This is a genomic window from Roseiarcus fermentans (genome assembly GCF_003315135.1).
GTDB classification, from domain to species: Bacteria; Pseudomonadota; Alphaproteobacteria; order Rhizobiales; family Beijerinckiaceae; genus Roseiarcus; species Roseiarcus fermentans.
Map to the genome: position 1 here is coordinate 1 of NZ_QNRK01000033.1, position 23,266 is coordinate 23,266.

At 68.2% G+C, this 23,266-nt stretch carries 16 protein-coding genes; 4 read left to right on the forward strand and 12 right to left on the reverse strand.

The window, feature by feature from the left end; all coding sequences use genetic code 11:
• Nucleotides 1-537: 537 nt before the first annotated feature.
• Together DFR50_RS23620 and DFR50_RS23625 are read right to left on the reverse strand one after the other, a co-directional pair.
• The gene (locus DFR50_RS23620) at nucleotides 538-2,415 is read right to left on the reverse strand and encodes a phosphoenolpyruvate carboxykinase (GTP) (protein WP_210209019.1); all 1,878 of its coding nucleotides are present in this window, start codon (nucleotides 2,413-2,415) and stop codon (nucleotides 538-540) included.
• A gap of 250 nt (nucleotides 2,416-2,665) precedes the next feature.
• Complete coding sequence (locus DFR50_RS23625; RefSeq protein WP_245428095.1) at nucleotides 2,666-4,342, reverse strand: SulP family inorganic anion transporter; 1,677 nt, start codon at nucleotides 4,340-4,342, stop codon at nucleotides 2,666-2,668.
• Between the two features lie 427 nt (nucleotides 4,343-4,769).
• Between DFR50_RS23625 and DFR50_RS23630 the strand changes: the two genes are divergently transcribed.
• The 3 genes from DFR50_RS23630 to DFR50_RS23640 are packed head-to-tail and all read left to right on the forward strand — an operon-like array spanning nucleotide 4,770 to nucleotide 10,955.
• Entirely contained in the window at nucleotides 4,770-6,392 is a 1,623-nt protein-coding gene (locus tag DFR50_RS23630; protein WP_170153363.1) for an efflux transporter outer membrane subunit, read from the forward strand.
• Nucleotides 6,393-6,409: 17 nt separating this feature from the next.
• A complete protein-coding gene (locus DFR50_RS23635; RefSeq protein WP_147262881.1) occupies nucleotides 6,410-7,744 on the forward strand; it encodes an efflux RND transporter periplasmic adaptor subunit in 1,335 nt (444 codons plus the stop codon).
• A 22-nt stretch (nucleotides 7,745-7,766) separates the two neighbouring features.
• Nucleotides 7,767-10,955: an efflux RND transporter permease subunit gene (locus tag DFR50_RS23640; RefSeq protein ID WP_113891737.1), complete on the forward strand. Its 3,189-nt coding sequence runs from the start codon at nucleotides 7,767-7,769 to the stop codon at nucleotides 10,953-10,955.
• Nucleotides 10,956-11,022: 67 nt separating this feature from the next.
• Here DFR50_RS23640 and DFR50_RS23645 read toward each other — a convergent pair whose 3' ends face one another.
• The 5 genes from DFR50_RS23645 to DFR50_RS23665 form a co-directional block, all read right to left on the reverse strand.
• Nucleotides 11,023-11,403: a RidA family protein gene (locus DFR50_RS23645; protein WP_113891738.1), complete on the reverse strand. Its 381-nt coding sequence runs from the start codon at nucleotides 11,401-11,403 to the stop codon at nucleotides 11,023-11,025.
• Nucleotides 11,404-11,485: 82 nt separating this feature from the next.
• Entirely contained in the window at nucleotides 11,486-12,493 is a 1,008-nt protein-coding gene (locus tag DFR50_RS23650) for a Gfo/Idh/MocA family oxidoreductase (protein WP_113891739.1), read from the reverse strand.
• A 94-nt stretch (nucleotides 12,494-12,587) separates the two neighbouring features.
• A complete protein-coding gene (locus tag DFR50_RS23655; protein WP_113891740.1) occupies nucleotides 12,588-13,502 on the reverse strand; it encodes a sugar phosphate isomerase/epimerase family protein in 915 nt (304 codons plus the stop codon).
• Between the two features lie 20 nt (nucleotides 13,503-13,522).
• Nucleotides 13,523-14,695, reverse strand: a complete 1,173-nt coding sequence (locus tag DFR50_RS23660) for a Gfo/Idh/MocA family protein (RefSeq protein ID WP_113891741.1) — start codon at nucleotides 14,693-14,695, stop codon at nucleotides 13,523-13,525.
• 14 nt (nucleotides 14,696-14,709) lie between these two features.
• Nucleotides 14,710-15,633, reverse strand: a complete 924-nt coding sequence (locus tag DFR50_RS23665; protein ID WP_113891742.1) for a TIM barrel protein — start codon at nucleotides 15,631-15,633, stop codon at nucleotides 14,710-14,712.
• Nucleotides 15,634-15,755: 122 nt separating this feature from the next.
• Between DFR50_RS23665 and DFR50_RS23670 the strand changes: the two genes are divergently transcribed.
• A complete protein-coding gene (locus DFR50_RS23670; RefSeq protein WP_113891743.1) occupies nucleotides 15,756-16,766 on the forward strand; it encodes a LacI family DNA-binding transcriptional regulator in 1,011 nt (336 codons plus the stop codon).
• An 81-nt stretch (nucleotides 16,767-16,847) separates the two neighbouring features.
• Here DFR50_RS23670 and DFR50_RS23675 read toward each other — a convergent pair whose 3' ends face one another.
• The 5 genes from DFR50_RS23675 to iolE all read right to left on the reverse strand — a co-directional run bounded on the left by DFR50_RS23675 (nucleotide 16,848) and on the right by iolE (nucleotide 22,857).
• Nucleotides 16,848-17,666: a TIM barrel protein gene (locus DFR50_RS23675; RefSeq protein WP_113891744.1), complete on the reverse strand. Its 819-nt coding sequence runs from the start codon at nucleotides 17,664-17,666 to the stop codon at nucleotides 16,848-16,850.
• A gap of 100 nt (nucleotides 17,667-17,766) precedes the next feature.
• Nucleotides 17,767-18,801 (reverse strand): ABC transporter permease, encoded by a 1,035-nt coding sequence (locus DFR50_RS23680; protein WP_113891745.1) that lies wholly within the window; start codon nucleotides 18,799-18,801, stop codon nucleotides 17,767-17,769.
• Nucleotides 18,802-18,830: 29 nt separating this feature from the next.
• The gene (locus DFR50_RS23685) at nucleotides 18,831-20,375 is read right to left on the reverse strand and encodes a sugar ABC transporter ATP-binding protein (RefSeq protein WP_113891746.1); all 1,545 of its coding nucleotides are present in this window, start codon (nucleotides 20,373-20,375) and stop codon (nucleotides 18,831-18,833) included.
• A 125-nt stretch (nucleotides 20,376-20,500) separates the two neighbouring features.
• Nucleotides 20,501-21,430: a sugar ABC transporter substrate-binding protein gene (locus tag DFR50_RS23690; RefSeq protein ID WP_113891747.1), complete on the reverse strand. Its 930-nt coding sequence runs from the start codon at nucleotides 21,428-21,430 to the stop codon at nucleotides 20,501-20,503.
• Between the two features lie 545 nt (nucleotides 21,431-21,975).
• The gene (iolE, locus tag DFR50_RS23695) at nucleotides 21,976-22,857 is read right to left on the reverse strand and encodes a myo-inosose-2 dehydratase (protein WP_210209020.1); all 882 of its coding nucleotides are present in this window, start codon (nucleotides 22,855-22,857) and stop codon (nucleotides 21,976-21,978) included.
• Nucleotides 22,858-23,266 lie beyond the last annotated feature (409 nt).

The window sequence follows — 23,266 nt, forward strand, 5'->3', positions numbered from 1 at the left end:
AGCCCGGCAACGACGCGAACCCGCTGAGCGACGCCAGCGGCGTCTGGTTTCCCGTCACCGTGTCGATGCCGGGAAGCAGGACGCCCGGATCCGAATCGCGCAGAAGACTGATCTCATTGGGCGTGTACATAAGGAACTCGCTAGGGTTACGGATTATGGTGATGCAGCTTTTGCATTACGCGCGTGTGAACTGCGACGTGTGCTGTGCGGCATCGGCTTTCAGGTCCACGGCATAGGCGACCGAAACGATATCCCGACTTGTCCTGACAAAGCAAAAAACGCCTCCGGCCTCGGCGCAGAGGCTAACACAGAGCCGCGGCGCGTGACCTGTTGCGAGACGTCATAAGCCGCGAAAAAGTGCCGATTGGCGTCAGATTCCTCGTCCGGAACCGCGGCTGCCGTGCGCGGGAGGAAGCGGAAGGATGAAAAAAAATTTACGACGCAGGAGCCTGTCGTCTCTTCACCGGACGCCCAGACCTTCGATCGGAAAACACGCCTCCCCCGTAAAACCGGGGGAGGCCCATGCCGAACGCGCGCTCAAGCTTCGCGCGCGAGTTCCCAGCGCGCCGGCGAGCGCCACAGGCGCGACCGGAGCAGTTCGCGCTCGTAGATGAACTCCTTGGGAATCCGGTCGAAGAAGCGATCGAACAACCCCTCGTGGAGATGCGCCTCCTCGGCGCCCTCGTCGCGCACGACCGCCATCAGCTCGTGGAACGTGTCTTGGCTGTAATCGAGACCGCGCCAGTCGATGTCCTCGTATCGCGGCATCCAGCCGATCGGGCTTTCCACGGCGTAGCCGCGGCCGCGGACGCGATCGACCACCCACTTCAGCACCCGCATGTTCTGGCCGAAGCCCGGCCACAGGAACTTGCCGTCGTCGTCCCGGCGGAACCAGTTGACGCGGAAGATCCGTGGCGGGTTGGCGACCTGGCGTCCCACGTCGAGCCAATGGTTGAAGTAGTCGGCCATGTTGTAGCCGCAGAACGGCAACATCGCCATCGGGTCGCGCCGGGTCGCGGTGACGCCGATCGCCGCCGCGGTCGCCTCGGACCCCATGGTGGCGGCGAGGTACACGCCGTGCGACCAGTTGAACGCCTGGAAGACGAGCGGCATGTTCTTGCGCATCCGGCCGCCGAACAGGAAGGCGCTGATCGGCACGCCGGCGGGATTCTCCCATTCCGGATCGATCGACGGGCACTGCGACGCCGGCGCCGTGAACCGGGAGTTCGGGTGCGCGGCGGGGCGGCCGCAACCCGGCGTCCAGTCCTTGCCGGTCCAGTCGATCAGATGGGCGGGCGGCGTCGCCGTCATCCCCTCCCACCACACGTCGCCGTCGTCGGTCAGCGCGGTGTTGGTGAAGATGGTGTTCGCCTTGCAGCTCGCCATCGCGTTGGGATTGGACTCGTCGTTCGTTCCCGGCGCCACGCCGAAGAACCCGGCCTCCGGGTTGATCGCGCGCAGGGTCCCGTGATCGTCCTTCTTGATCCAGGCGATGTCGTCGCCGACCGTCGTCACCTTCCAGCCGTCGAGCTCCTTCGGCGGCACCAGCATGGCGAGATTGGTCTTGCCGCAGGCGCTCGGGAAGGCGGCGCCGAGATAGGTGCGCTCGCCGGTGGGCGAATGGATGCCCATGATCAGCATGTGTTCGGCGAGCCAGCCTTCGTCGCGCGCCATGACCGAGGCGATGCGCAGGGCGAGGCACTTCTTGCCGAGCAGGGCGTTGCCGCCGTAGCCGGAGCCGTAGGACCAAATCTCGTAGGTCTCCGGGAAATGCACGATGTACTTCTTGGCGATGTCCGCCTCGCACGGCCAGGCCACATCCGCCTGCCCCGGCGCGAGCGGCGCGCCGACCGAGTGCATGCACGGGATGAATTCGCCGTCGCCGAGCACGTCGATGACGGCGCGCCCCATGCGCGTCATGATCCGCATGTTGGTGACGACGTACGGACTGTCGGTGATCTGCACCCCGATCTTGGCGATCGGCGAGCCGAGCGGCCCCATGCTGAAGGGAATCACGTACATCGTCCGGCCGCGCATGCAGCCGTTGAACAGGCCGAGCAGCGTGCCCCGCATCTCCGCCGGCGGCGCCCAGTTGTTGGTCGGTCCGGCGTCGACCTTGTTGGTCGAGCAGATGTAGGTTCGCTCCTCGACGCGGGCGACGTCCGAGGGGTGGGAGCGGGCGAGGAACGAGTTCGGGCGCTTCTCCGGGTTGAGGCGGATGAAGGTCCCCGCCTCGACCATCTGCTTGCACAGCCTGTCGTTTTCCTCGACCGTGCCGTCGACCCAATGGACGTGCTGGGGCTTGCACAGATGGCGCATCTGGTTGACCCAGGCCAGGAGGCGCGGGTTGCCCACTCCGGCCGGCGCGTTCACGGCCTGCGCGTTCACCGCAGGTGTGTTGAGTTCATAGTCCACAGCAATCTCCCTGGCTCGGAATTCCCGAGGCGTCTTTGCGGTCCCGTCGGAACCAGCGCTCGACGGCGGGCGCGAGGTCATCCTGGCGTCGATTCACGCCCGCCGAGGTCGCGACGGGCCGGAGGCCGACGACGTCGCGCAGCCCCTCGGGACGAACGCGCGCGGCAGGCTTCCCGGGTCGAGGCTCCTCTATCGCCGACATTCGAACAAAATGCGAGACGGGACAACGCGACAGATTGCGGCGCCCCGTTCAGCCGGACCCGGGCGCCCGACTCTGGCCGGCGATCGCCAGGGCGGCGTGCAGCGAGGCCTGGATGCGCCCCGCGCCGAGGATTTCAGCCACGCCATGACGTTCCAGATCCGAGCGCAGCCCCGGCTCGACCCGCCCGAACGCCACGTTCACCTTCCTCGCTCCGAGTTCGCTGAAGAGATCGCGCAACGTTCGCGCCGCCGAGTAATCGATGTCGGTGATCGCCCCCGCGTCGACCACGAACCAGCGCACCGGGTCGGGGGCGGACTCGATCAGCGCCCGGGTCTCGTCGGCGAAGCGGTCGGCGTTGGCGTAGAACAGATCGGCGCCGAAGCGGTAGAGGATGAGGCCGGGCCGGGTCTGCTCGCCCGGATTCGCCGGCTTGGTCAGCCAGCCGCCCTCCGGATCGGGGAAAAGCACCATCGTGTGCGGACGGTAGCTGTGGCGGACGTGGCGGATGAGCGAGAGCCCGATCGCGAGCAGGATTCCCTGCTCGACGCCGACGCCCGGCACGGCGGCCGCCGTCGCGAGGGCGAGCAGGAATTCGCCCCGGCTTTCGCCCGCGATCTCCCTCAGCCCCTTCACGTCGATCATGCCGACCGCGATCGTGAACACGACGCCGGACAGCACGCAGCGCGGCAGATAGCGCAGCGGCCCGGTCAGGGCGATCAGCACCAGCGCGACGATCGCGGCGAACACGAGCTGGGCGAATTGGCTCTGCGCGCCGGCGTCGTCGGCCATCGCGGTCTGCGTCGGGCTGCCGTTGACGACGAAGGCGCCGGTCAACGCGGCGCCCGCGTTGGCGACCGCGATGCCCAGGATGTCGGCGTTCTCGTCGACCCGCTCGCGATGCCGGATTGCATAGACGCGCGAGGTCGCCGCGCTCTGGGCGATGATCATGACGAAGCACGACGCCGCCACCGGCAGGAGATCGACGGTCTCGCGGAAGCTCACGTCCGGCCAGCGCAGGGCGGGCAGGCCGCCGGGAACGTCGCCGATGACGGCGACGCCCATGCCGGCGAGATCGAACCACCAGCTCGCCGCGATCATGCCGAGGACCACCACCAGCGGGACCGGAAATTTGGGAACGAGCCGTTTTCCGATCAGGATGGCCGCGATCACGCCGACCGAGATCTCCAGCGTGAGCTGGTGGACGTCGGGCGCCTGCTTCGCGACCTCCCAGACCTGGCCGAGCGTGCTGTGGGAGCGGACGTCGACGCCGAGCATCCCCCCGAGCATCGCGATCCCGACCTGGACGCCGACGCCGGTGAGGAAGCCGACGAGCGCAGTGCGGGCGAGGAAGTCGGCGAGGAAGCCGAGCTTGAAAACGCGCGCGAGCAGCAGCAGGCCGGCGGTCAGCAGCGTCAGCATGCCGACCAGCGCCATGTATTTCGGGCTCGCGATCGGCGCCATGCGCGACAGGGCGTCCGAGAAGATCGCCGCCGTCGCCGAATCGGCCGCCACCACCAGATGGCGCGACGAGCCGAACAGCGCGAAGCCGACCAGCGGCAGCAGCACGGTATAGAGCCCGGTGACTACGGGCGTGCCGGCGATCCGGGTGTAGCCGAGCACCTGCGGGATGTTCATCGAGGCGAGCGTCACCCCCGCGAGCGCGTCTTTCAGGGCCGCGCGCCGCCCAAGGGGAAGGAGGCCGGCGAAGAAACGAATCGAAAACAATGTCGAACCCTCGCTCCCTGGCCGATTCAGCCTCGACGCCTGCCGATCGCGCCGCGGCAACGTTTCGAATCGCCTCGGCGCCGGTGATCGCGGCGCCCGTTTGTTGCATTTTTGTGACGCTCCGGCATAGCCCGTTCTCCCGCGCGGCGGCGCGCGCGGACGACGCCAGACGCTCGCGCACGCGACGGCCGCGGCGCGTCTCCCCCGAAACGACATGGAGGCGCCGCGTTTTCGCCGCCGGTTAAACCCACTTGCTCCGAAGCGCCGCTCTCCTTATGGGTCGTCTCGTGCATTAACGGTTTCTTCACCGGTGTTCGGGGGCGCGCAATGTCAGGAGAAGACGTCGAGGCGCCGTTCGCGCAAGCGGAAGAATCGCGCCGCGCCGCGCCGGTCGGACGGACCACGGCGCTGCGGACGGCCGCCTGACATGGCGTGGCGAAGGCATTGGGCCGCGCGCCGCCCCTCGGCCGGACTGGCCGCCCTGGCGCTGGCGCTGCCCCTCGCCGCCTGCTCGGTCGGGCCGACCTTCGTCACGCCGCAGGCGTCGGTCGAGAGCCGCTGGAAGGACGCGGGGTTTCCCGCCGTCGTCACCAGCCGGGAAGATTACGAGCGCTGGTGGGCGGCGTTCCGCGATCCCGTGCTCAGCCGCCTCGTCGACATGGCCTACGCCGAGAACCTGACGCTGATGGCGGCGGGCGCGCGGGTGATCGAGGCGCGCGCTGCGCTCGGCCAGGCGATCGGCGAGGTCTACCCGCAAACCCAGCAGTTGAACGGGACCGCGACCTATCTCCAGCCGAGCCGGACCGACGCGACCTCCAATCCGAACGACGCCATCACCTCCAAGGAGTTCTGGCGGGTGAACCTCGGCGGCCAGGTCGGCTGGGAACTCGACCTGTGGGGGAAGTTCCGCCACGGCGTCGAACAGGCCGACTCCGCCTATCTCGCCTCGATCGCGACCTACGACGACGTGCTCGTCACGCTGATCGGCGACGTCGCCAGCGACTACGTCCAGATTCGCACGCTCGAGACGCAGATCGCGGTCGCGCGCGAGAACGTGGTCAAGCAGAAGTCGGCGCTGGCGATCGCCGACGCCCGCTTCAAGGGCGGCGCGACGTCGGAGCTCGACGTCTTCCAGGCGCAGAACGTGCTCGGGCAGACGGAGGCCGCGATCCCGCAACTGACCGCGCAGTTGCAGCAGACCGAGAACGCGCTCGCGGTGCTCGTCGGCGTGCCGCCGGCCTCGGTCGGCGGGCTCTTGCGGGGTTCGCGCGGCATCCCCGCCCCGCCGCGCGCCGTCGCGGTCGGCGTTCCCGCCGACCTCCTGCGCCGCAGGCCGGACGTGCGCGCGGCCGAACTCAAGGCGGAGGCGCAGAGCGCCAAGGTCGGGATCGCCGCGGCCGACCTCTATCCGGCGTTCTCGCTCGGCGGCGCGCTCGGCACGCTGGTCTCGACGACCAACGGCAACAAGATCAACCAGCTGTTCACATCGCCGAGCCTCACCTTCGCCTTCGGCCCGTCGTTCAGCTGGCCGGTGCTCAACTATGGCCAGATCACCAACCAGGTGCGGGCCGAGGACGCCGAGTTGCAGGCGCTGCTGAACGACTACAAGAACGTCGTCCTGAAGGCGCAGCGCGAGGTCGAGAACGGGCTCGCGGGCTTCGTCCAGGGCCGCCAGCAGGTCGTCTATCTCAAGGTGAGCGCCGACGCGGCGAGCAGCGCCCTCACCGTCGCCATCGCCCAGTACCAGCTCGGCTCGCGCGACTTCACCACCGTGCTGACCGCCGAGCAGAACCTCTATCAGGCGCAGAACAACCTCGCCGCGGCCGAGGGCGGCGTGTCGGCGAGCCTCACCACCGCCTACCGCGCGCTTGGCGGCGGCTGGCAGATCCGCGAGGGCGCCGAGTTCGTGAACGACGCCAACCGGGCCGAGATGCGCGCCCGCACCAACTACGGCGACATCCTCCCGCCGGCCGGCGAACCTCAGCCGCAGGCGCCCGGCCTTCCCGGTCCGTCCGATGTCGGGCCGACCGTGCGGCCTCCGCAATGGTGACCGACGTGAAGACCTCCATGACCCCGCGCCGAAAGGCGGGCCTCGTCTCCGCCGCGCTGCTCGCGGCCCTCGCGGGCGCCGGGCTTTCCGGAACGGCCCACGCCGAGGGCGAACTCGAACGCCTGTGGGGCGACATCTGGGGCCACAAGAAGCCCGCGCAAAAGTCCGCGCAGCCGGCGCCGAACGCCCCGGCTGCGCCGGCGACAGGCGCTCCGGCCGCGGCGGCCAGCGCGCCGGCGCCCGCCGCCGAGCCGGCCCCACCCGCGCCGGCCGCGCAGGCGGCCCCCGCCCAGGCCGCGGCCCCGAGCGTCCCCGTCGTCCTGCCGAAGGTCCAGGCGGTCAGCGAGTCGCTGGTCGTCACCGGCAACGCCGACTCGGTCAACACCGTCAAGCTGGTCGCTCGCGTGCCGGGCTACCTCGAGCAGATCCACTTCCAGGACGGCCAGATCGTCCGGAAGGGCGACGCGCTGTTCACCATCCAGCAGGACCAGTACAAGGACCAGCTCCAGCAGGCCCAGGCGCAGCTCCTGGCTGCGACAGCGGCGCGGGACCACGCGCATCTCGAGGTCGGACGCTACACCGCGCTCTTGCAGAAGCACGCGGCAGCCCAGGTCGAGGTCGACCATTGGGTCTACGAGGAGAAGGCGGCCGAGGCCAATGTCCTCGGGGCGCAGGCGCAGATCGCGCTCGCCAAGCTCAACCTCGGCTATACCGAGGTGACCGCCCCGTTCGACGGCCAGATGGGCCGCCACCTGATCGACCCGAACAACATGGTCGGCGGCGACGGCGGTCCGCCCGCCCTGGCCGAGATCATGCAGCTCGACCCGATCTACGTCGTGGCCAACATCAGCTCGCAGCAGGCGCTCCAGATCCGGCAGAACCTCGATCAGCGCCGCCTGTCGCTCGACGACCTGCACAAGATCCCGATCGAGGCCGCCCTTTCCGACGAGACCGGCTTCCCGCACAAGGGAACGATCCAGTACGTCGCGCCGCAGATCGACCCGCAGACCGGCACGCTCTACGTGCGCGGCATCGTGCGCAACCCCGACCGGACGCTGCTGCCGGGCATGTTCGTCAACATGCGCCTGCCGATGGGCAAGGTGGTGAAGAGCGCCCTGCTCGTTCCCGTGATCGCGTTGCAGGAGGACCAGGGCGGGCGCTATCTGTTCGTCGTCGACGCCAGCGGGATCGTGCAGAAGCGCTACGTCGAGCTCGGCGACACGGTCGGCGCCCTGCAGGTGGCGACGAGCGGCGTCGGCCGCGACGACCGCATCGTGGTCGGCGAGCTCTGGCGCGTGAACCCGGGCATGAAGGTGACGCCGAACCCGACGACGCTCGGCGCCGTTCCATGATCTTTAGCCAGGACACGCGACCTTGATCTCGAAGTACTTCATCGAGCATCCCGTCCTCGCCAACGTTCTGGCGATCGTGCTGATCGTCGTCGGCGCCGTCTCGCTCTACCGGCTGCCGGTGTCGGAATATCCGAACGTCGTGCCGCCGACCGTCCAGGTGACGGCGAGCTATCCCGGCGCGAGCGCCCAGACCGTCGTCAACACCGTCGCGCTGCCGATCGAGAACCAGGTCAACGGCGTCGACCAGATGCTCTACATGGAGTCGACCAGCGCGCCCGACGGCACCTACACCCTGACCGTCACCTTCGCGATCGGCACCGATCCCAACATCGATCAGGTGCTGGTGCAGAACCGGGTTCAGCTCGCGCTCGCCTCCCTGCCCTACCCGGTGCAGTCGCAGGGCGTCAGCGTGCAGAAGAAGAACACCGCGATCCTCCAGATCGTCACGCTCGATTCGCCGACCGGCAAGTACGACAGCCTGTTCATGGCGAACTATGCGACGATCAACCTGACCGACGTGCTGGCGCGCCTGCCCGGCGTCGGCAGCGTCAAGGTGTTCGGCGCCGGCACCTATTCCATGCGCATCTGGCTGGACCCGGAGAAGCTGCAGTCCTTCGACCTGCAGCCGAAGGACGTCATCAACGCCATCCGCCAGCAGAACCAGAACATCGCCGCGGGCCAGGTCGGCTCCCCGCCGGCCCCCGGCGACACCGAGTTCCAGTACACGATCGACGTGAAATCACGACTCGACGAGCCGCAGGAATTCGCCAGCATCATCGTCAAGGACCAGACCGCGGCGGGCGGCCGGCTGATCCGGATGAGCGACGTCGGCCGGATCGAGCTCGGCGCCCAGACCTACGCGCAGGACTTCCGCCTCAACAACAGACCCGCCGCCGGCATCGCGATCTACCAGACGCCCGAGTCGAACTCGCTGCAGGTCGGCAAGGAGATCAAGGCGACGATGGACCGCATGGCCCGGCAGTTCCCCGAAGGCCTGCGCTACTCGATTCCCTACGACACGACCACCTTCATCAACGACTCGATCAACGAGGTGTACACGACGCTGTACGAGGCCGGCATCCTCGTGCTGATCGTCATTCTCGTCTTCCTGCAGAACTTCCGCGCCACGCTGGTGCCGGCGACGACGGTTCCGGTCACCATCATCGGCGCCTTCGCCGGCATGGCGGCGCTCGGCTTCACCGTCAACCTGTCGACCCTGTTCGGCATCGTGCTGGCGATCGGCATCGTGGTCGACGACGCGATCGTGATCGTCGAGGGCGTGACCAAATACATCGAGCGCGGCATGTCCGGGCACGACGCGGCGATCGCGGCGATGGACGAACTGTTCGGGCCGATCATCGGCATCACGCTGGTGCTGATGGCGGTGTTCGTGCCGGCCGCCTTCGTGCCGGGCCTGACCGGCAACATGTTCGCCCAGTTCGCCCTCGTCATCGCCGTCACCGCCTTCATCAGCGCCATCAACGCCGCCACGCTCAAGCCGACCCAGTGCGCCCTCTGGCTGCGCACCCCCGTCCCGCCCGATCAGCGGTTCGTGCTGTTTCGCCTCTTCAACCATGTCTACGATCCGACGGAGCGCGGCTACGCGAACTTCATCGGCCGCATGGTCAGGCACAGCGGCCTGATGGTGATCATCGCGCTGATCGTGTCGGCTCTGGGCTTCTGGGGCCTCACGCGCATTCCGACCGCCTTCATCCCGATCGACGATCAGGGCTATCTGATGCTGGCGGTGCAACTGCCCGAAGGCGCCGCGCTCGGACGAACCAGCGCCTCGCTCGAGTGGGCGAGCAAGGCGGCGCTCGAGATCCCCGGCGTCGACCAGGTGATCGCCGATTCGGGGATGTCGGTCCTCGACAACAGCGCCGACCTGTTCAACGCCGGCGTCGCCTGGGTGATGCTGAAGCCGTTTTCGGAACGGCTGAAGGCCAAGGACCAGGATCTGCTCTCGATCTTCACCCGCCTGCAGAAGGCGGTCGCCGCGATGCCCGACGGACGGCCCTTCGTCCTGCCGCCGCCGGCGATCCAGGGCATCGGCAACGCGGGCGGCTTCCAGATGCAGCTCGAACTGCTCGGCGGCTCGACCGACTATCAGAAGCTCGGAAACCTCACCAACCAGGTGGTCGCCGAGGCCGGCAAGGATCCCGCCCTCGCCAACATCCTGACCACCTACCGCACCGACGCGCCGCAGGTGACGCTGACCGTCGACCGCGACCGGGCGGAGACGCTCCGGGTCAGCGTCGGAGACGTGTTCTCGACCCTCACCGACTACATCGGCTCGACCTACGTCAACCAGTTCAACAAATACGGACTGTCGCTGCAGGTCTACGTGCAGGCGGATTCGAAGTACCGCCTGCATCCCGAGGACCTTCTGAACCTCTACGTGCGCAGCCAGGACGGAAACATGGTCCCGATCGGCGCGGTCGCCCACCTCGGCCAGAGCGTGGCGCCGCCGCTGATCACCAACTACAATCTCTATCCGTCCTCGACCATCGTCGGCGCGGCGGCGCGCGGCTACAGTTCCGGCCAGGCGTTGGAGGCGATGGAGGCGATCGCCAAGCGCATCCTGCCGAGCGACGTGGCCTACGAATGGACGGCGATGTCGTATCAGGAGAAGATCACCGGCAACCAGCTCTACTATGTCTTCGGCCTGTCGCTGCTGCTGGTCTATCTCGTGCTCGCCGGCCAGTACGAGAGCTGGGTCCTGCCGCTGGCGGTGCTGGGCGCGGTGCCGCTGGCGCTGCTCGGGCCGGTGATCGCGCTGACGGCGCTCGGCGCCGCCAACAACCTCTACACCCAGATCGGGCTCATGCTCTTGATCGCGCTCTCGGCCAAAAACGGCATTCTGATCGTCGAGGTGGCGCGCGAGAATCGCGTCGTCCATGGCAAGTCGATTTGGGAGTCGGCGGTCGAGGCCTCGCGCGTGCGATTCCGCCCGATCCTGATGACGTCGTTCGCCTTCATCCTCGGCGTGCTGCCGCTGGTGCTCGCCACCGGCGCCGGCGCCAACGCGCGCCGCTCGCTCGGCATCAGCGTGTTCTCCGGCATGATCGCCTCGACCTGCCTCGCCGTGCTGTTCGTGCCGTCCTATTTCGCGGTGTTGCAGGCCTTCGAGGAATGGCGGAAGAGCAAGAAGAAGCCGAAGGCGGCGCCGGCCGGGCCCGCGCCCGCGGCGGAGGCGGCGACGGGGGCGTGAGGGCGCACACGCGGTCTCGCGGCCGGGCGCGAGTTCGGCGCGACCGCGACCGGCGTCGCGGTTCGGCTCACGGGTAGCGCGCGAGGCACTCGAGTTCGAGCCTGGCGCCGAGCGCGAGGCCGTTGCAGCCGAAAGCCGACCGGGCCGGCAACCGGCCCGGCGTGAAATACGTCACATAGACGGCGTTGAACTCTGACCACTCCGACATGTCGGCCATCATCACAGTGCATTTGACGACGTCGTCGAAGCCGAGGCCGCAGTGACGCAGCGTCGCACCGATGTTCTCCATAGTCTGGCGCGCCTGCCCGGCCATGCCGCCGTCCGCCAAGGTCAGGGTTCCGGGACGGTTGCCGAGGGCGCCGGAGAGATAGAGCATGTCGCCGACCCTGACGGCGGCGCTGAACGGCAGGCCGAGGACCTTCGTATCGGGCGTCTGAAAATGCTGCATGCCCTCCTCCCTTCGAGCCCCGAAAGCCGCGCGCTTTCGGATCGATCATGGTCCACGCCCGGTCGATCCCGTCTCGCGACGGTCAGTCGTAGAACGCCGGCCGCGGCGGCGTGACGATCTCGACGACCTCGCCGCTGTGCATCGCCTTCAGGCAGGCGTCGGCGGTGACGGCGGCGAAATAGCCGTCCCAGGCGTTGGGCCCGTCGACCCTGCCGGATTTCGCCGCCTCGATCCAGTCCTGAAGCTCGACGTCGTACGACTCGAGGAACCGCAGCTTCCAGTCCTGCATGATCGCCGTCGACAGCTTCGCGTCCTTGCGCAGGACGACGCTCTCGGGCTCGGGCAGCGTCGCGCAGCCCTCCTCGCCCACGACTTCGCAGCGGATGTCGTAGCCGTAGCGGCAATTGACGAACACCTCGCCGTCGATCCGGACGCCGTTTTTGGTGGCCAACAGGACGATGATCGGATCGTCGAGTTTTGCGTGTGTGTGCCTGGTGTTGCGCGGCTTCAGCACCTGCGCCGAGACGTAGTCGTCGCCGATCAGCCAGCGCAGGACGTCGATCTCGTGGATGAAGGTGTCGACGATCGCCATGTCGCTGACGTAAGCCTCCGGCACGGCCGGGTTGCGGTGCGCGCAATGGATCATCAGCGGCGCGCCGATCACGCCGCCGTCGATCGCCGCTTTCAGCGCGCGGTAGCCCTTGTCGTAGCGGCGCTGGAAGCCGACCTGCACGAGATGTTTTCCGGACGCGATCTCCGCTTCGACGATGCTGAGGCAGGCCTCGGCGGTGGCGGCGAGCGGCTTCTCGCAGAACACCGGCTTTCCGGCCGCGATCGCGGCGAGCACGTAAGTCGCGTGCGTCGGCCCCCAGGAGGTGACGACCACCGCCTGCACCTCGGGAGCGGCGATCAGCGCTTCGCCGTCGGGATAGACACTTGCGCCGGGAAGTCCGGCTGCGACCGCCTCCGCCTGCCTCGCGTCGACGTCGGCGAGCGCGACGACCCTCGCCCCGACGAGCGTGTTCGCGAGCCGCGCGATGTGCTCGCGGCCGATCATTCCGACGCCGATCACGCCGATGTCGAGGGTCATGGGTGTTGTCCTTGTCTGGAGATGCGCCGCGCAATGCGGCCTATGGGTTGCGGGCGGGGCGCGAAGCGCCGGACGAGCGGCCGCCGGGACGTTCTCAAGCGCTGGCCTTCGTCCAGTACCTGTCGACGTACCCCTGCATGGTCTCGCGCATGTACCGGCCCGACGCGTCGGCGCGCTCCTCCCAGGCGAACACGCAGGCCGTCATGACGCCGTCGAAGCCGGTCGCGGCGAGCGAGGAGAAGAACTGATCCCAGTTCACCTCGCCCTGGCCGATGTCCAGGTGCTGGTGAATCGTCACCTTGGCGCCGGGCGGATTGCAGATGTAGCGCAGGCCGGACGAAGCCTTGTGGTTGTAGGTGTCGGCGATGTGGACGTGGGCGATCAGGTCCCCCGCGTCCTTCATCATCTGCGGGATGTCGTTTCCGAAATAGAAGGTGTGCGGCGCGCAATAGAGGAACTTGACGGCCTTCGAGCCGAGCGAGCGGATCATGTCGACCGCCGGGTGCAGCGTCTCGCACCAGTCCTCGGGGTGCGGCTCGATGTTGAGTTGGATTCCCTCCTTCTCGAACACGGGGACCAGTTCCTCCATCGATCGCCACCACGCGGCCTCGCTGGTCTCGTGCGTGAACTGGCCGCCGCAGCAATTGGCCGAGTGGCCGCGATCGGGCGAGGGGCCGCGGCCGAACTCGCTGTTCATCGTGTCGACGCCCATCTCGACGGCGATCTCGATCGCCTTTTTCCAGTAGCGCACCGCCGTCTGGCGCTCGTCCTCGTGCGGACTCGCCCAGCGGTACATCGGCAGCAGCGAGGCGATCTTCACCCCGTGGTCCTCGAGGGCCTTCTTGAAGCTCGCCATGCGCTCGGGATAGACGCGCGGATGCACCCACCAGGCGAGGAAATCGTCGCGCGGCGACAGCTCGATCCATTCGTAGCCGAGTTCGGCGACCTTGCGCGGCAGCTCCTCGAGCGACAGGTGGCGGTGCATGTAAGGGTCGAGCGCGATGCGCATGGAGATCTCCCCGTTCGGTGTCAGCGATAGTCGATCCAGACGCCGCCGGCCTCGGCCGAGCGCACGCAGGCTTCCACCCAGCGCACGCCCTCGACGCCGGCGTCGATGTCCGGATAGCGCAGGTTCGCGAGCCGCCCGCGATCGCCCCGGTCGGTCGCCTCCATGGCGACGGCGAAACGGCCGTACAGATTGGCCCAGGCCTCGAACAGGCCCTCGGGATGCCCGGCGCCGATGCGGTCCTCGGCGGTCGCCTGCCGGGCGAGATAGCCCATGCCGCGCTCGAGAATGCGGACCGGCTCGTCCTGAACTTCGAACGAGAGCTGGTTCGGCCGCTCGTCCCACCATTCGAGGCTCGCCTTCGCGCCGACGATGCGGACCTTCTGGCCGTGCATCGAGCCGGCGTTGACCGCGCTGCACCAGACCGTGCCGAAGGCGCCGTTGTCGTATTCCATCAGCGTAACCGCATTGTCCTCGAGCGGGGCGCGGCTCTTGACGAAGCTTTGACGGGCGCAAAGCAGCCGCTTGATCTTCAGGTGCGGGGCGATCGTTTCGGCGATGTAGATCGGGTGCGTGCCGAGGTCGCCCAGCACATAGCTCGGGCCGGCGAACGTCGGATCGACCCGCCATTTCGTCGCCGGGTTGGTCTCTTCGACCGCGGCCGAGTGGAAGCCGTGCGCGAACGCGAGGTTGACGAGCCGGATGTCGCCGAGTTCGCCGGCCGCGACCATCGCCCGCGCCTGCTCGATCATCTGATGCCCGGCGTAGCCGTAGGCGACGCCGACGATTTTCCGCTTGTCCGCCGCGACCCGCTTCAGTTCCTCGGCTTCCGCGACGGAGAAGCACAGCGGCTTCTCGCAGACGACGTGAAGCCCGGATTCGAGCGCGGCTTTGGCGATGGCGTAATGGGTGTTGTTGGGCGTCGCGATCGACACCGCCTGGACGCCGTCGGGACGCGCGGCTTCGGCCGCGAACAGCGCGCGATAATCGGCGTGGCAGCGCTCCGGCGCGACGCCCAGTTCGACGCCGAAGGCGCGCCCCCGCTCCGGATCGATGTCGAAGGCGCCGGCGACGAGGTCGAACGTCCGGTCGCGCAGCGCGGCCGAGCGGTGGACGTAGCCGATCTGGCTCGTCCCGCCGCCGCCGACCATCGCCCAGCGGATCGGCTTTTCGGTCTGTCGCCTGCCCACGATCATGGCTGCGTGTCCTTTCAGAACCCCAAGCTTCCGAGATGGTCGCGGCTCGCCTTGACGTCCGCGAGGCTGCCGGCGACGTTCAGCGGGTCGCGCTCCTGCTCGACGGTGATGACGCCCGCGTAGCCGATGCGCGTCAAAAGCCGGCGGATCGCCGGATAGTCGATGCAGCCGCGTCCGATTCTGCACATGACGCCCTCGGCGCAGGCCGCGAAGAAGCGGATTTTTCGACCCATGACCTCCTCGAACTTCGCCCTGTCGATGTCCTTGAAGTGGATGTAGTCGAGCCGGCCGGCGTATTTTTCGAGCGTCTCGACCGGGTCCATGCCGGCGTAGACGAGGTGCCCGGTGTCGAGGCAGAGGCCGGCCGTCTCCTTCGGGATGTCGTGCGCGAGCCGCTCGATCTCGTCGGCGAACTCGATGTATCCGCCGGCGTGCGGGTGGATCACGGCGCGCACGCCGAACCGCTCGCGCGCGAGGTCGGCGATCGCCCCGATGGTGGCGATCATCCTGGCCCATCGGTCGTCGGAAAGGCGCGGCGCGCGATCGGAGTGGCCGGCGGCGAAGTCGCGCTCGTCGTGGCCCCAGTCCATGACCGTCAGGTAGGGCGTGGGAAAACGCTGGCCGTCATGGGGCGCGACCCGCGGCAGGCGGCTCACGAGCGCGCAGATCTCCTCCGTCTGCCGCATCAGGTTGTCGCGATTGCCGGGCGAGGCGAGGTCGTCGAAAATCGTGCCGGCGACGATCGAGAGGCCGCGCGCCTTCAGGGCCGCGCCGACGCGGTCGAGGTCGAGCGGCACGTAGCCGTAAGGCCCGAGTTCGAGGCCCTCGTAACCGGCGGCCGCGACCTCGTCGAACACCCGCTCCCACGGCGGCAGGTTCGGGTTGCGGACGTCGTCGACGCCCCAGCAGCACGGCGCGGTCGCGATCGAAATGCCCACTCCCGCCTCCTCCGAAACTCCGGCGCGCCGCCGCCCGGATTGCCGCGACGCTAGGACGGATCGGAACGGCTCGACAGCGCCGTTTTGATGGTTTTCAATCAGAATCGGGAGGGTTCGGAGCCATGGCGCGCAAGCCCATCATCGCCGACGTCGCGCGGCTCGCGGGCGTCTCCACGGCGACCGTGGATCGCGTGCTCAACGATCGTGGCGGAGTCAGGCCCGACAAGGCCGCGCTGGTGCTGTCGGCGGCGCGGCGCCTGCGTCTCGACCGGACGCTGGCGCGCAAGTACGCCCGCGTCCAGCGGATCGCCGTGCTCATCCAGTCGTCCGACAATCCGTTCCATGCGGCGCTGCGCGACGCGTTCGCGACCGCAGGCCGCGCTTACGCCGACCTCAACCTGCAGTTCCTGATCCATCACATCGCGTTCGACGACGCGCGCGCGATCGCCGAGCGAATCCGCAGCCTCGGACCGCGCCACGACGGCCTGATCGTCACCAGCCCAGAGGACCGGCGGATCGCGGCGGCGGCGCGCGAGGTCGCGCGGACGATCCCGGTGATTGCGCTCGCGACCGACCTCCCCGACGGCGGGCGCGCCGCCTATGTCGGCCCGGACGACCGTCAGGCCGGGCGCGTGGCCGGCGACCTGATGGGCCGCTTCCTCGGGCGCGAGGGCGGCGACATCGTGATGATCTCGGGGCTCCTCAGCCTGCGCGGGCAGCGCGAGCGCGAGGCCGGGTTCCGGCGGGTTCTGGCGGACCATTATCCCGGATGCCGGGTCGAAGGCGCGCTCGAAAGCCGCGAGGACGCGGAACGGGCGGGGCTGCTGGTCGCCGAGGCGCTGAAGCGCAATCCCGCGATCCGCGGCGTCTATCACGTGACCGCAGGCGCGGCCGAGGTGGCCGCGGCGCTCGCCGCGCTCGGGCGCGGCGACGTCGCGCTGATCGCCCATGAACTGACCGAGGAGCGCCGGGCGCTGCTGCGCGCACGGGCGATCGCCGCGATCATCGACCAGAATCCGGAATTCGAGGTCCGCGCCGCGATCGAGGTGATGGCGCGGCTTCTGGGCCGCATGGAGGGCCCGGCGGGAACGACGGTCACGCCGGTGAATATCTATACCGCTGAGAACGTGTGATGCGTGGAAGGGCGGCGCGCCGTCGCCCTTCCCGCGCCGGTCGCGGCGAACGCGGTCGGCGACCGCAACGGCAAGGGGGCTTTACGCCGCCACCGCCTCGCGCAGCCAGGCCATGCTGTCGCGCACCGCGGCGATCGGATCGGCGAGGTCGTGGACCTCGCGCGCAAACGGCTCGAACGAGACGATTCCGTCGTAACCGTCGGCGTAGAGGCGGCGAAGCTGCTCGACATTGCCGAGTCGGTCCTTCGGGCCGACCAGCACGCGGTGGCCGTCGAGCATGTCGTCGAAGCCGATCGCGGGATCTTCGAGACCGGAGATGTGCACGAGCCCGGTGCGGGCGGCGAACACCGGCGCCTCCCCTGCCCCGGTGTGATGGAAGGTGTCGTGGACGAGCGAGAAGATATCCGCCCCGCCGATGTCGTCGATCGCCGAGAGCGCATAGGCCTTGCTGCGCAGCGACGACACCGGGAAGCCGAGCGGCTCGACGAACCCTTTCAGGCCGTGGGCCGCGAGGATCGGGCGGATCGCGGTCAGCGCGGCGCGCAGGCTCGCCGCCTTCTCCGGCGTGTCCTCGAGCATCTTGCCTTCGTTCAGCGGGCACATGACGAGGCCGGTCGCGCCGGCGGCGGCGGCGAGCGCGGCCAGCGCCTCGGTCTGGCGGGCGCGCTCGTCGTTCCAGACGTTGAACGGATAGAGCGCGTTGACGCTCACCACCTCGAGCCCGGCGTCCCTGGCTCGGGCGCCGACGCGGGCGGCGGTCGCGGCGTCCTTCAGGCTCATGTCGCCGACGTCGTTGCGCAGCTCGATCGCGACCGCGCCGAGCGCGACCGCCGCGTCGACCAGCTGGTCGGGCGTCAGCGCGGGATTGATCATGTGGTTGAAGCCGAACTTGATGGTCATTTGCTCTGCTGCCTTGGATTGAATTCGAATGGCGAGCGGGGTTCAGCTGGGCGGGAGCGGGGAATTCACCCTTCCCTGCTCCCTACGCCCATCCCTCCCCTCACACCGACTTTCGCCGGCGCTGGCGGTACTGGTCGGCGACCACGGCGGCGATGATGACGCCGCCCTTGATGATCTCCTGGTAATGCGCGTCGACGTTGAGGAAGGTGAAGCCGGAGGTGAGGATGCCGAGGATGACCGCGCCGATCACGGTGCCGGTCATGCGCCCGACGCCGCCCGAGAGCGAGGTTCCGCCGATCACGGCGGCGGCGATCGCGTCGAGCTCGAAGCCCATGCCGACGCCGGCCTGGCCGCTGATGGCGCGCGCCGTGTGCACCACGCCGCACAGGCCCGAGAGCAGCCCGGCGAACATGTAGACGAGCACGATGTGGCGCTCGACGTTGATGCCCGAGACGCGGGCGGCGAGCGGGTTGGCGCCGATGGCGTAGGTGAACTTGCCGTAGCGGGTGTAACGCAGCGCGATGTGGAAGATGAAGGCGACGCCGAGGAAGATGATCACCGGCCACCAGCCCGCGCCGATGTCGGCGAAGGAGTCGGTCAGATTGCCGATCGGCTGGCCGTTGGTGTACCAGTCGGCGACGCCGCGCGCCGACACCATCATGCCGAGGGTGGCAATGAACGGGGGGATTTTGGTGTAGGCGATCAGCCAGCCGTTGACGACGCCGACGGCGAGGCCGCACAGCAGGCCCGCCGCGACCGGAAAGATCGGGTTGAGGCCCGTCAGACCCGGATAGACCGCATGCGGCGCGTCGGCTGCCTGCGCGAGGCTCGCCGCGATCATCGCCGTCATGCCGACCACCGACCCGGACGACAGGTCGATGCCCGCCATGATGATGGTCTGGGTGACGCCGACGGCGATGATGCCGATCTCCGATTCCTGCAGGATCATGATCTTGAGACGCAGGGGATTGGCGATGAAGCTCTGGCCGACGAAGATCCAGCCGAGCGCCTCGAACAGCAGCATCATGCCGATCATCACGCCGAGGATGCTGAGCTCCGGCGGAAGGCGGCGGCGGCCCGCGACCGGCGTCTCGGCCGACGCGGGGGGCGAAGCGGAGGAAATGTCGGTCGCCATGGGTCTGGTTCCTTAGCGTTCGGCGGTGGCTACTGCGACGCGAGGTCCATGATCGCGACCTGGTTCGCGTCCTTGCGGTCGACGATCCCGGTCATCCGGCCTTCGTGCATGACGAGGATGCGGTCGCTCATGCCGAGCACTTCCGGCAGTTCCGACGAGATCATCAGCACTGCGACGCCCTGGCCGGCGAGTTCGGTGATCAGCTTGTGGATCTCGGCCTTGGCGCCGACGTCGATGCCGCGCGTCGGCTCGTCGAGAATGAGGATTTTCGGCCTGAGCATCAGCCAACGGGCGATCAGCACCTTCTGCTGATTGCCGCCGGAAAGGTTGATGATCGGCTCCTCGAGGTCCGGCGTGCGGATGCGCAGGCGCGCCTTCTGCTGCAGGCACAAAGTCTGGATCTCGCGCTCCCGGACGAAACCGGCGGTCGCGTAGCCGCCGCGCAGCAGCGCGATCTGCATGTTGGCCATGATGTCGAGCAGCAGGAAGCAGCCGGTTTCCTTGCGATCCTCGGTGAGGAAGGCCATGCCGGCGGTCATCGCCGTTCCCGGATTCCTGACCGCGAGTTCACGGCCGTCGACCAGGATCGTCCCCGCGGTCGCCGGCGTCACCCCGAACAGGGTCTCGGCGACGTTGCTGCGCCCCGACCCGACGAGGCCGGCGAGGCCGAGAATCTCGCCCTTGCGCAGGTCGAACGACACCCCGTGGAACTTGCCCGCGAGGCTGAGGTCGCGCACCGACAGCACCGTCTCGCCGATCGGCACGATCTCCTTCGGGAACATCTGGGTGATCTCGCGCCCGACCATCTCGCGGATGATGTCGTCGCGGGTGACGTCGGCCGCGGCGTGCTCGCCGACGAACTTGCCGTCGCGGAACACCGACACCTCGTCGGCGATCTCGAACAGCTCGTTCATCTTGTGGGTGATGTAGATGATGCCCTTGCCCTGGCTTTTCAGCGTCCGGATGATCTTGAACAGATGCCCCACCTCGCGCTCGGTCAGCGCCGAGGTCGGCTCGTCCATGATCAGAACGTCGGAATCGTAGGACACCGCCTTGGCGATCTCGACCATCTGGCGGTTGGCGACGGAAAGGTCGCGGATCTCCGACTCCGGGTCGAGCGGGATGTCGAGTTGCTCGAACAGCGCCAGCGTGCGGCGGCGCATCTCGTCGTGGCGCACGAAGCCGAACGCGTTCAGCGGCTCGCGGCGGATCCAGATGTTCTCGGCCACCGTCATGAAGTTCATCAGGTTGAGCTCCTGATGAATCATCGCGATGCCGTACCGGAGGGCGTCGAGCGGCGACGTGAGCCTGATTTCCTGCCCCTTCAGCCTGAAGGAGCCGGCGTCGGGCGTGTAGACCCCGGCGATGATTTTCATCAGCGTCGACTTGCCGGCGCCGTTCTCGCCCATCAGGGCGTGAACATGCCCGCGCTTCAGCCTGAACGACACGTCGTCGAGCGCCAGCACGCCGGGGAAGGCTTTGCGGACGCCCTCGACTTCGAGCAGGTAGTCGGCGCCGGGGACGGCGCCGCTGCGCCTGACGATCTCCGCGGTCGAAGGGGTGATGGTCGCCATGGCGCTTCGTCCCGATCGTTTCCGGCGCCGCCCCCGTGACCGGGGGGCTCGACGCCGATCCTGACATGATCTTGCGCGCGAAAGGCCCGGAGGCGCGCCGGGAGGAAGCCCGCCTCCGGCGCCGGTCAGTTCTTCTTCATGTACTGGTCGAGATTGGCCGGAGTGACCAGTTCGAACGGGATCTTGACCCACTTCTCGACCGGCTTGCCGGCGGCGAGCGCGAGCGCGGCGTCGACCGCCCCCTTGCCCTGGCCGGCGGCGTTCTGGAACACGGTCACCTTGAGGTCGCCGGCCTTCAGCGAGGCGAGCGCGTCCTGGGTCGCGTCGACGCCGCCGACCACCGACGCCTTGGTGTCGACGCCGGCCGACTTCATCGCCTGCAGCGCGCCGATCGCCATTTCGTCGTTGTTGGAGACGACGGCGTCAAACTTGAGGCCCTTCGACAGCCAGTTGGTCATCAAATTCTGCGCCTTCGTGCGATCCCACTCGGCGGTCTGCTCGGCGATCACCTTCATGCCCTTGCACTCGGGGGTGGCGATCACGTCGTGGATGTCGGCCGTGCGCTGCACCGCGGCCTGATTGGAGAGCTGGCCCTCGATCACCAGAATGTCGCCCTTGCCGCCGAGGATCTTGCAGATCGCCTGCGTCTCGTAGGTTCCCGATTCCTTTTCATCGGACGCGACGACCGCGGCCTTGGGTCCGAGCTTGGCGATGTCCGCCGGAATCCGGTTGACGTAGACGAGCGGCACGCCCGCGCTGGCGGCGGCCTTGGTGATGGCGGCGGTGGCGGAGGTGTCGACCGGGTTGACGATGATCGCGTCGACGCCGTTGGCGATGAAATTCTGCACCTGGCTGATCTGCTTCGAGACGTCGTCCTTGGCGTCCTCGATCTGGAGCGTCACGCCCGGCTGCGTCTTGGCGTAGTCGACCATGCCGTTGCGCAGCACGGTGAGGAAGTTGTCGTCGAACTTGTCCATCGAGACGCCGATCTTGGCGGCGAAGGCGGGGCTCGCGAGCAACGTGGCGGCGGCGAGCGCAACGAGGGTGCGTTTCATTGTCGTTTGTCCTCCCAGATGGCGGCCGGACTGCCGATCGGGCGTTCCGGCTCGCGGCCCGCGACATCGGATTTGAAAAACCGTTGGCCGCGCCACTGTTCGTAGCAAACGTTCCAATCGAAGTCAATAATGGAATGCGCCTTCCGATCTTTTTCTTTCCCGTCGCTCCCAAGGCGGGGCCAGCGAAGCCTGCGGGGCGGCGAACCTGTTGGCGGCGCAACGGGTTTTCGGCGTTCGGGCGGCCGCCCGATCGTTGGGAGCGACGGTAGCGGCCTTCGCGCCGGGTCGAGCCGCGGCGACTGAACCGGCGCAGCGACCGCCTCTTTGAATCCGCGCCGCGAGGCGGCCGGCGCTCATCGCGCGCAGCTCTCGGCCGCTATGGAATTTCTGTTCCATTTCGGCGAAGCGAACCCCGGGCGCCGCGGATCTCGGCGGCCCCCGCCCCCGCCCTTCGCGGGGCGCCGGCGAGCAGGGCCGGCCGCACGGCCTTTCGCGCGTGTCCCGAGCCCTGCGCGGGCCCCAGCGGCGCCGAGCGCCCGCGCCGGTCAGGCGAGCCCGGCCTCGGCGAGAAAGCGCTTCAGATTGGCGTAACCCATGGTGACGTATCGCTTCGGATTGGCCTTCTCCGGGTCCTGCTCGGCCTCGATCACCACCCACCCCGAATAGTCGGGCAACGCCTTGAACACACTGGCGAAATCGATGCAGCCGTCGCCGGGCACGGTGTAGACGCCGGCGAGGACGGAATCGAGGAACGACCAGTCCTCGGCGGTCGCCTGCGCGGCGACATCCCTGCGCACGTCCTTGGCGTGCACGTGGCCGATCCGCCCGGCGTAGGTTTTCGCCATGCGCACCGGGTCGCCGCCGGCCCAGGTGATGTGGCCGGTGTCGAGCAGCAGCTTCACCGCCGGGCCGGTTCCGGCCATCAGACGGTCGACCTCGGCCTCGGTCTGCACCACGGTTCCCATGTGATGGTGGTAGACGACCTCGAGCCCGAAATCCCTGCACAGTTCGGCGAAGCGGGTCATGCGCGGCAGGAACGTCGCCCATTCGGCGTCGGTCATCACTGGCCGGGTCGAGAGCGGCGCCGACTTCGTCCCGTGCACCGTGCGCGTGCATTCGCAGGTGACGAGGACCTCGGCGCCCGCGTCGCGGCGCAGCTTCAGTTCGTCGAGGCCGGCGGCGAATTCGGCGTCGCCGTCGCGTTCGAGCAGGAAGGTCGAATACCAGCCGGACACGAACACGAGGCCGTATTCGGCGAGCTTGGCCTTCAGCGCCGGCGCGGTCTTGGGAAACTTGTTGCCCTTCTCCATGCCCTCGATGCCGATGTCGCGGGCCTCGCTCAGGCACTGCTCCAGCGAAATGTCGCCGCCGATTTCCACCATGTCGTCGTTGGACCAGCAGATCGGATTGGCGCCGATACGGATCATTGGCAAAAACTCCCTGTTCAGGCCCGCTGGGCCGATCTTCGCCGTCCCGCCCCCGGCGGGCGGGTTCCTTCGCTTTCGGCCGGCTCAGGATCGGCCTAAATATTCTACTGCGCCTTTCATTCGGAATTCAAGTTCTGTTTTCGATTCGAACCCACCGCTTGCCGGAAAGGCAGGGACGCCGAGCGCGGCAAGCACGGCCATGCCGGCGACCGATCCGAAACAACGCTCCCACACCGTGGCGCTGCCGCTTGGTATCTCCCAAGGTGGACGCCGAAGAACGCCGTCATCGCGAGCGACCCCCGGGTCGAAGAGCCCGGGGGGAAGCGACCCAGGGGCCGCTGGGCTGCTGTGCGGCTCGCGGACCGCCACGCCGTCCCTCGAGCTTCGTTGCAAGCAGAAGACGGAGCAA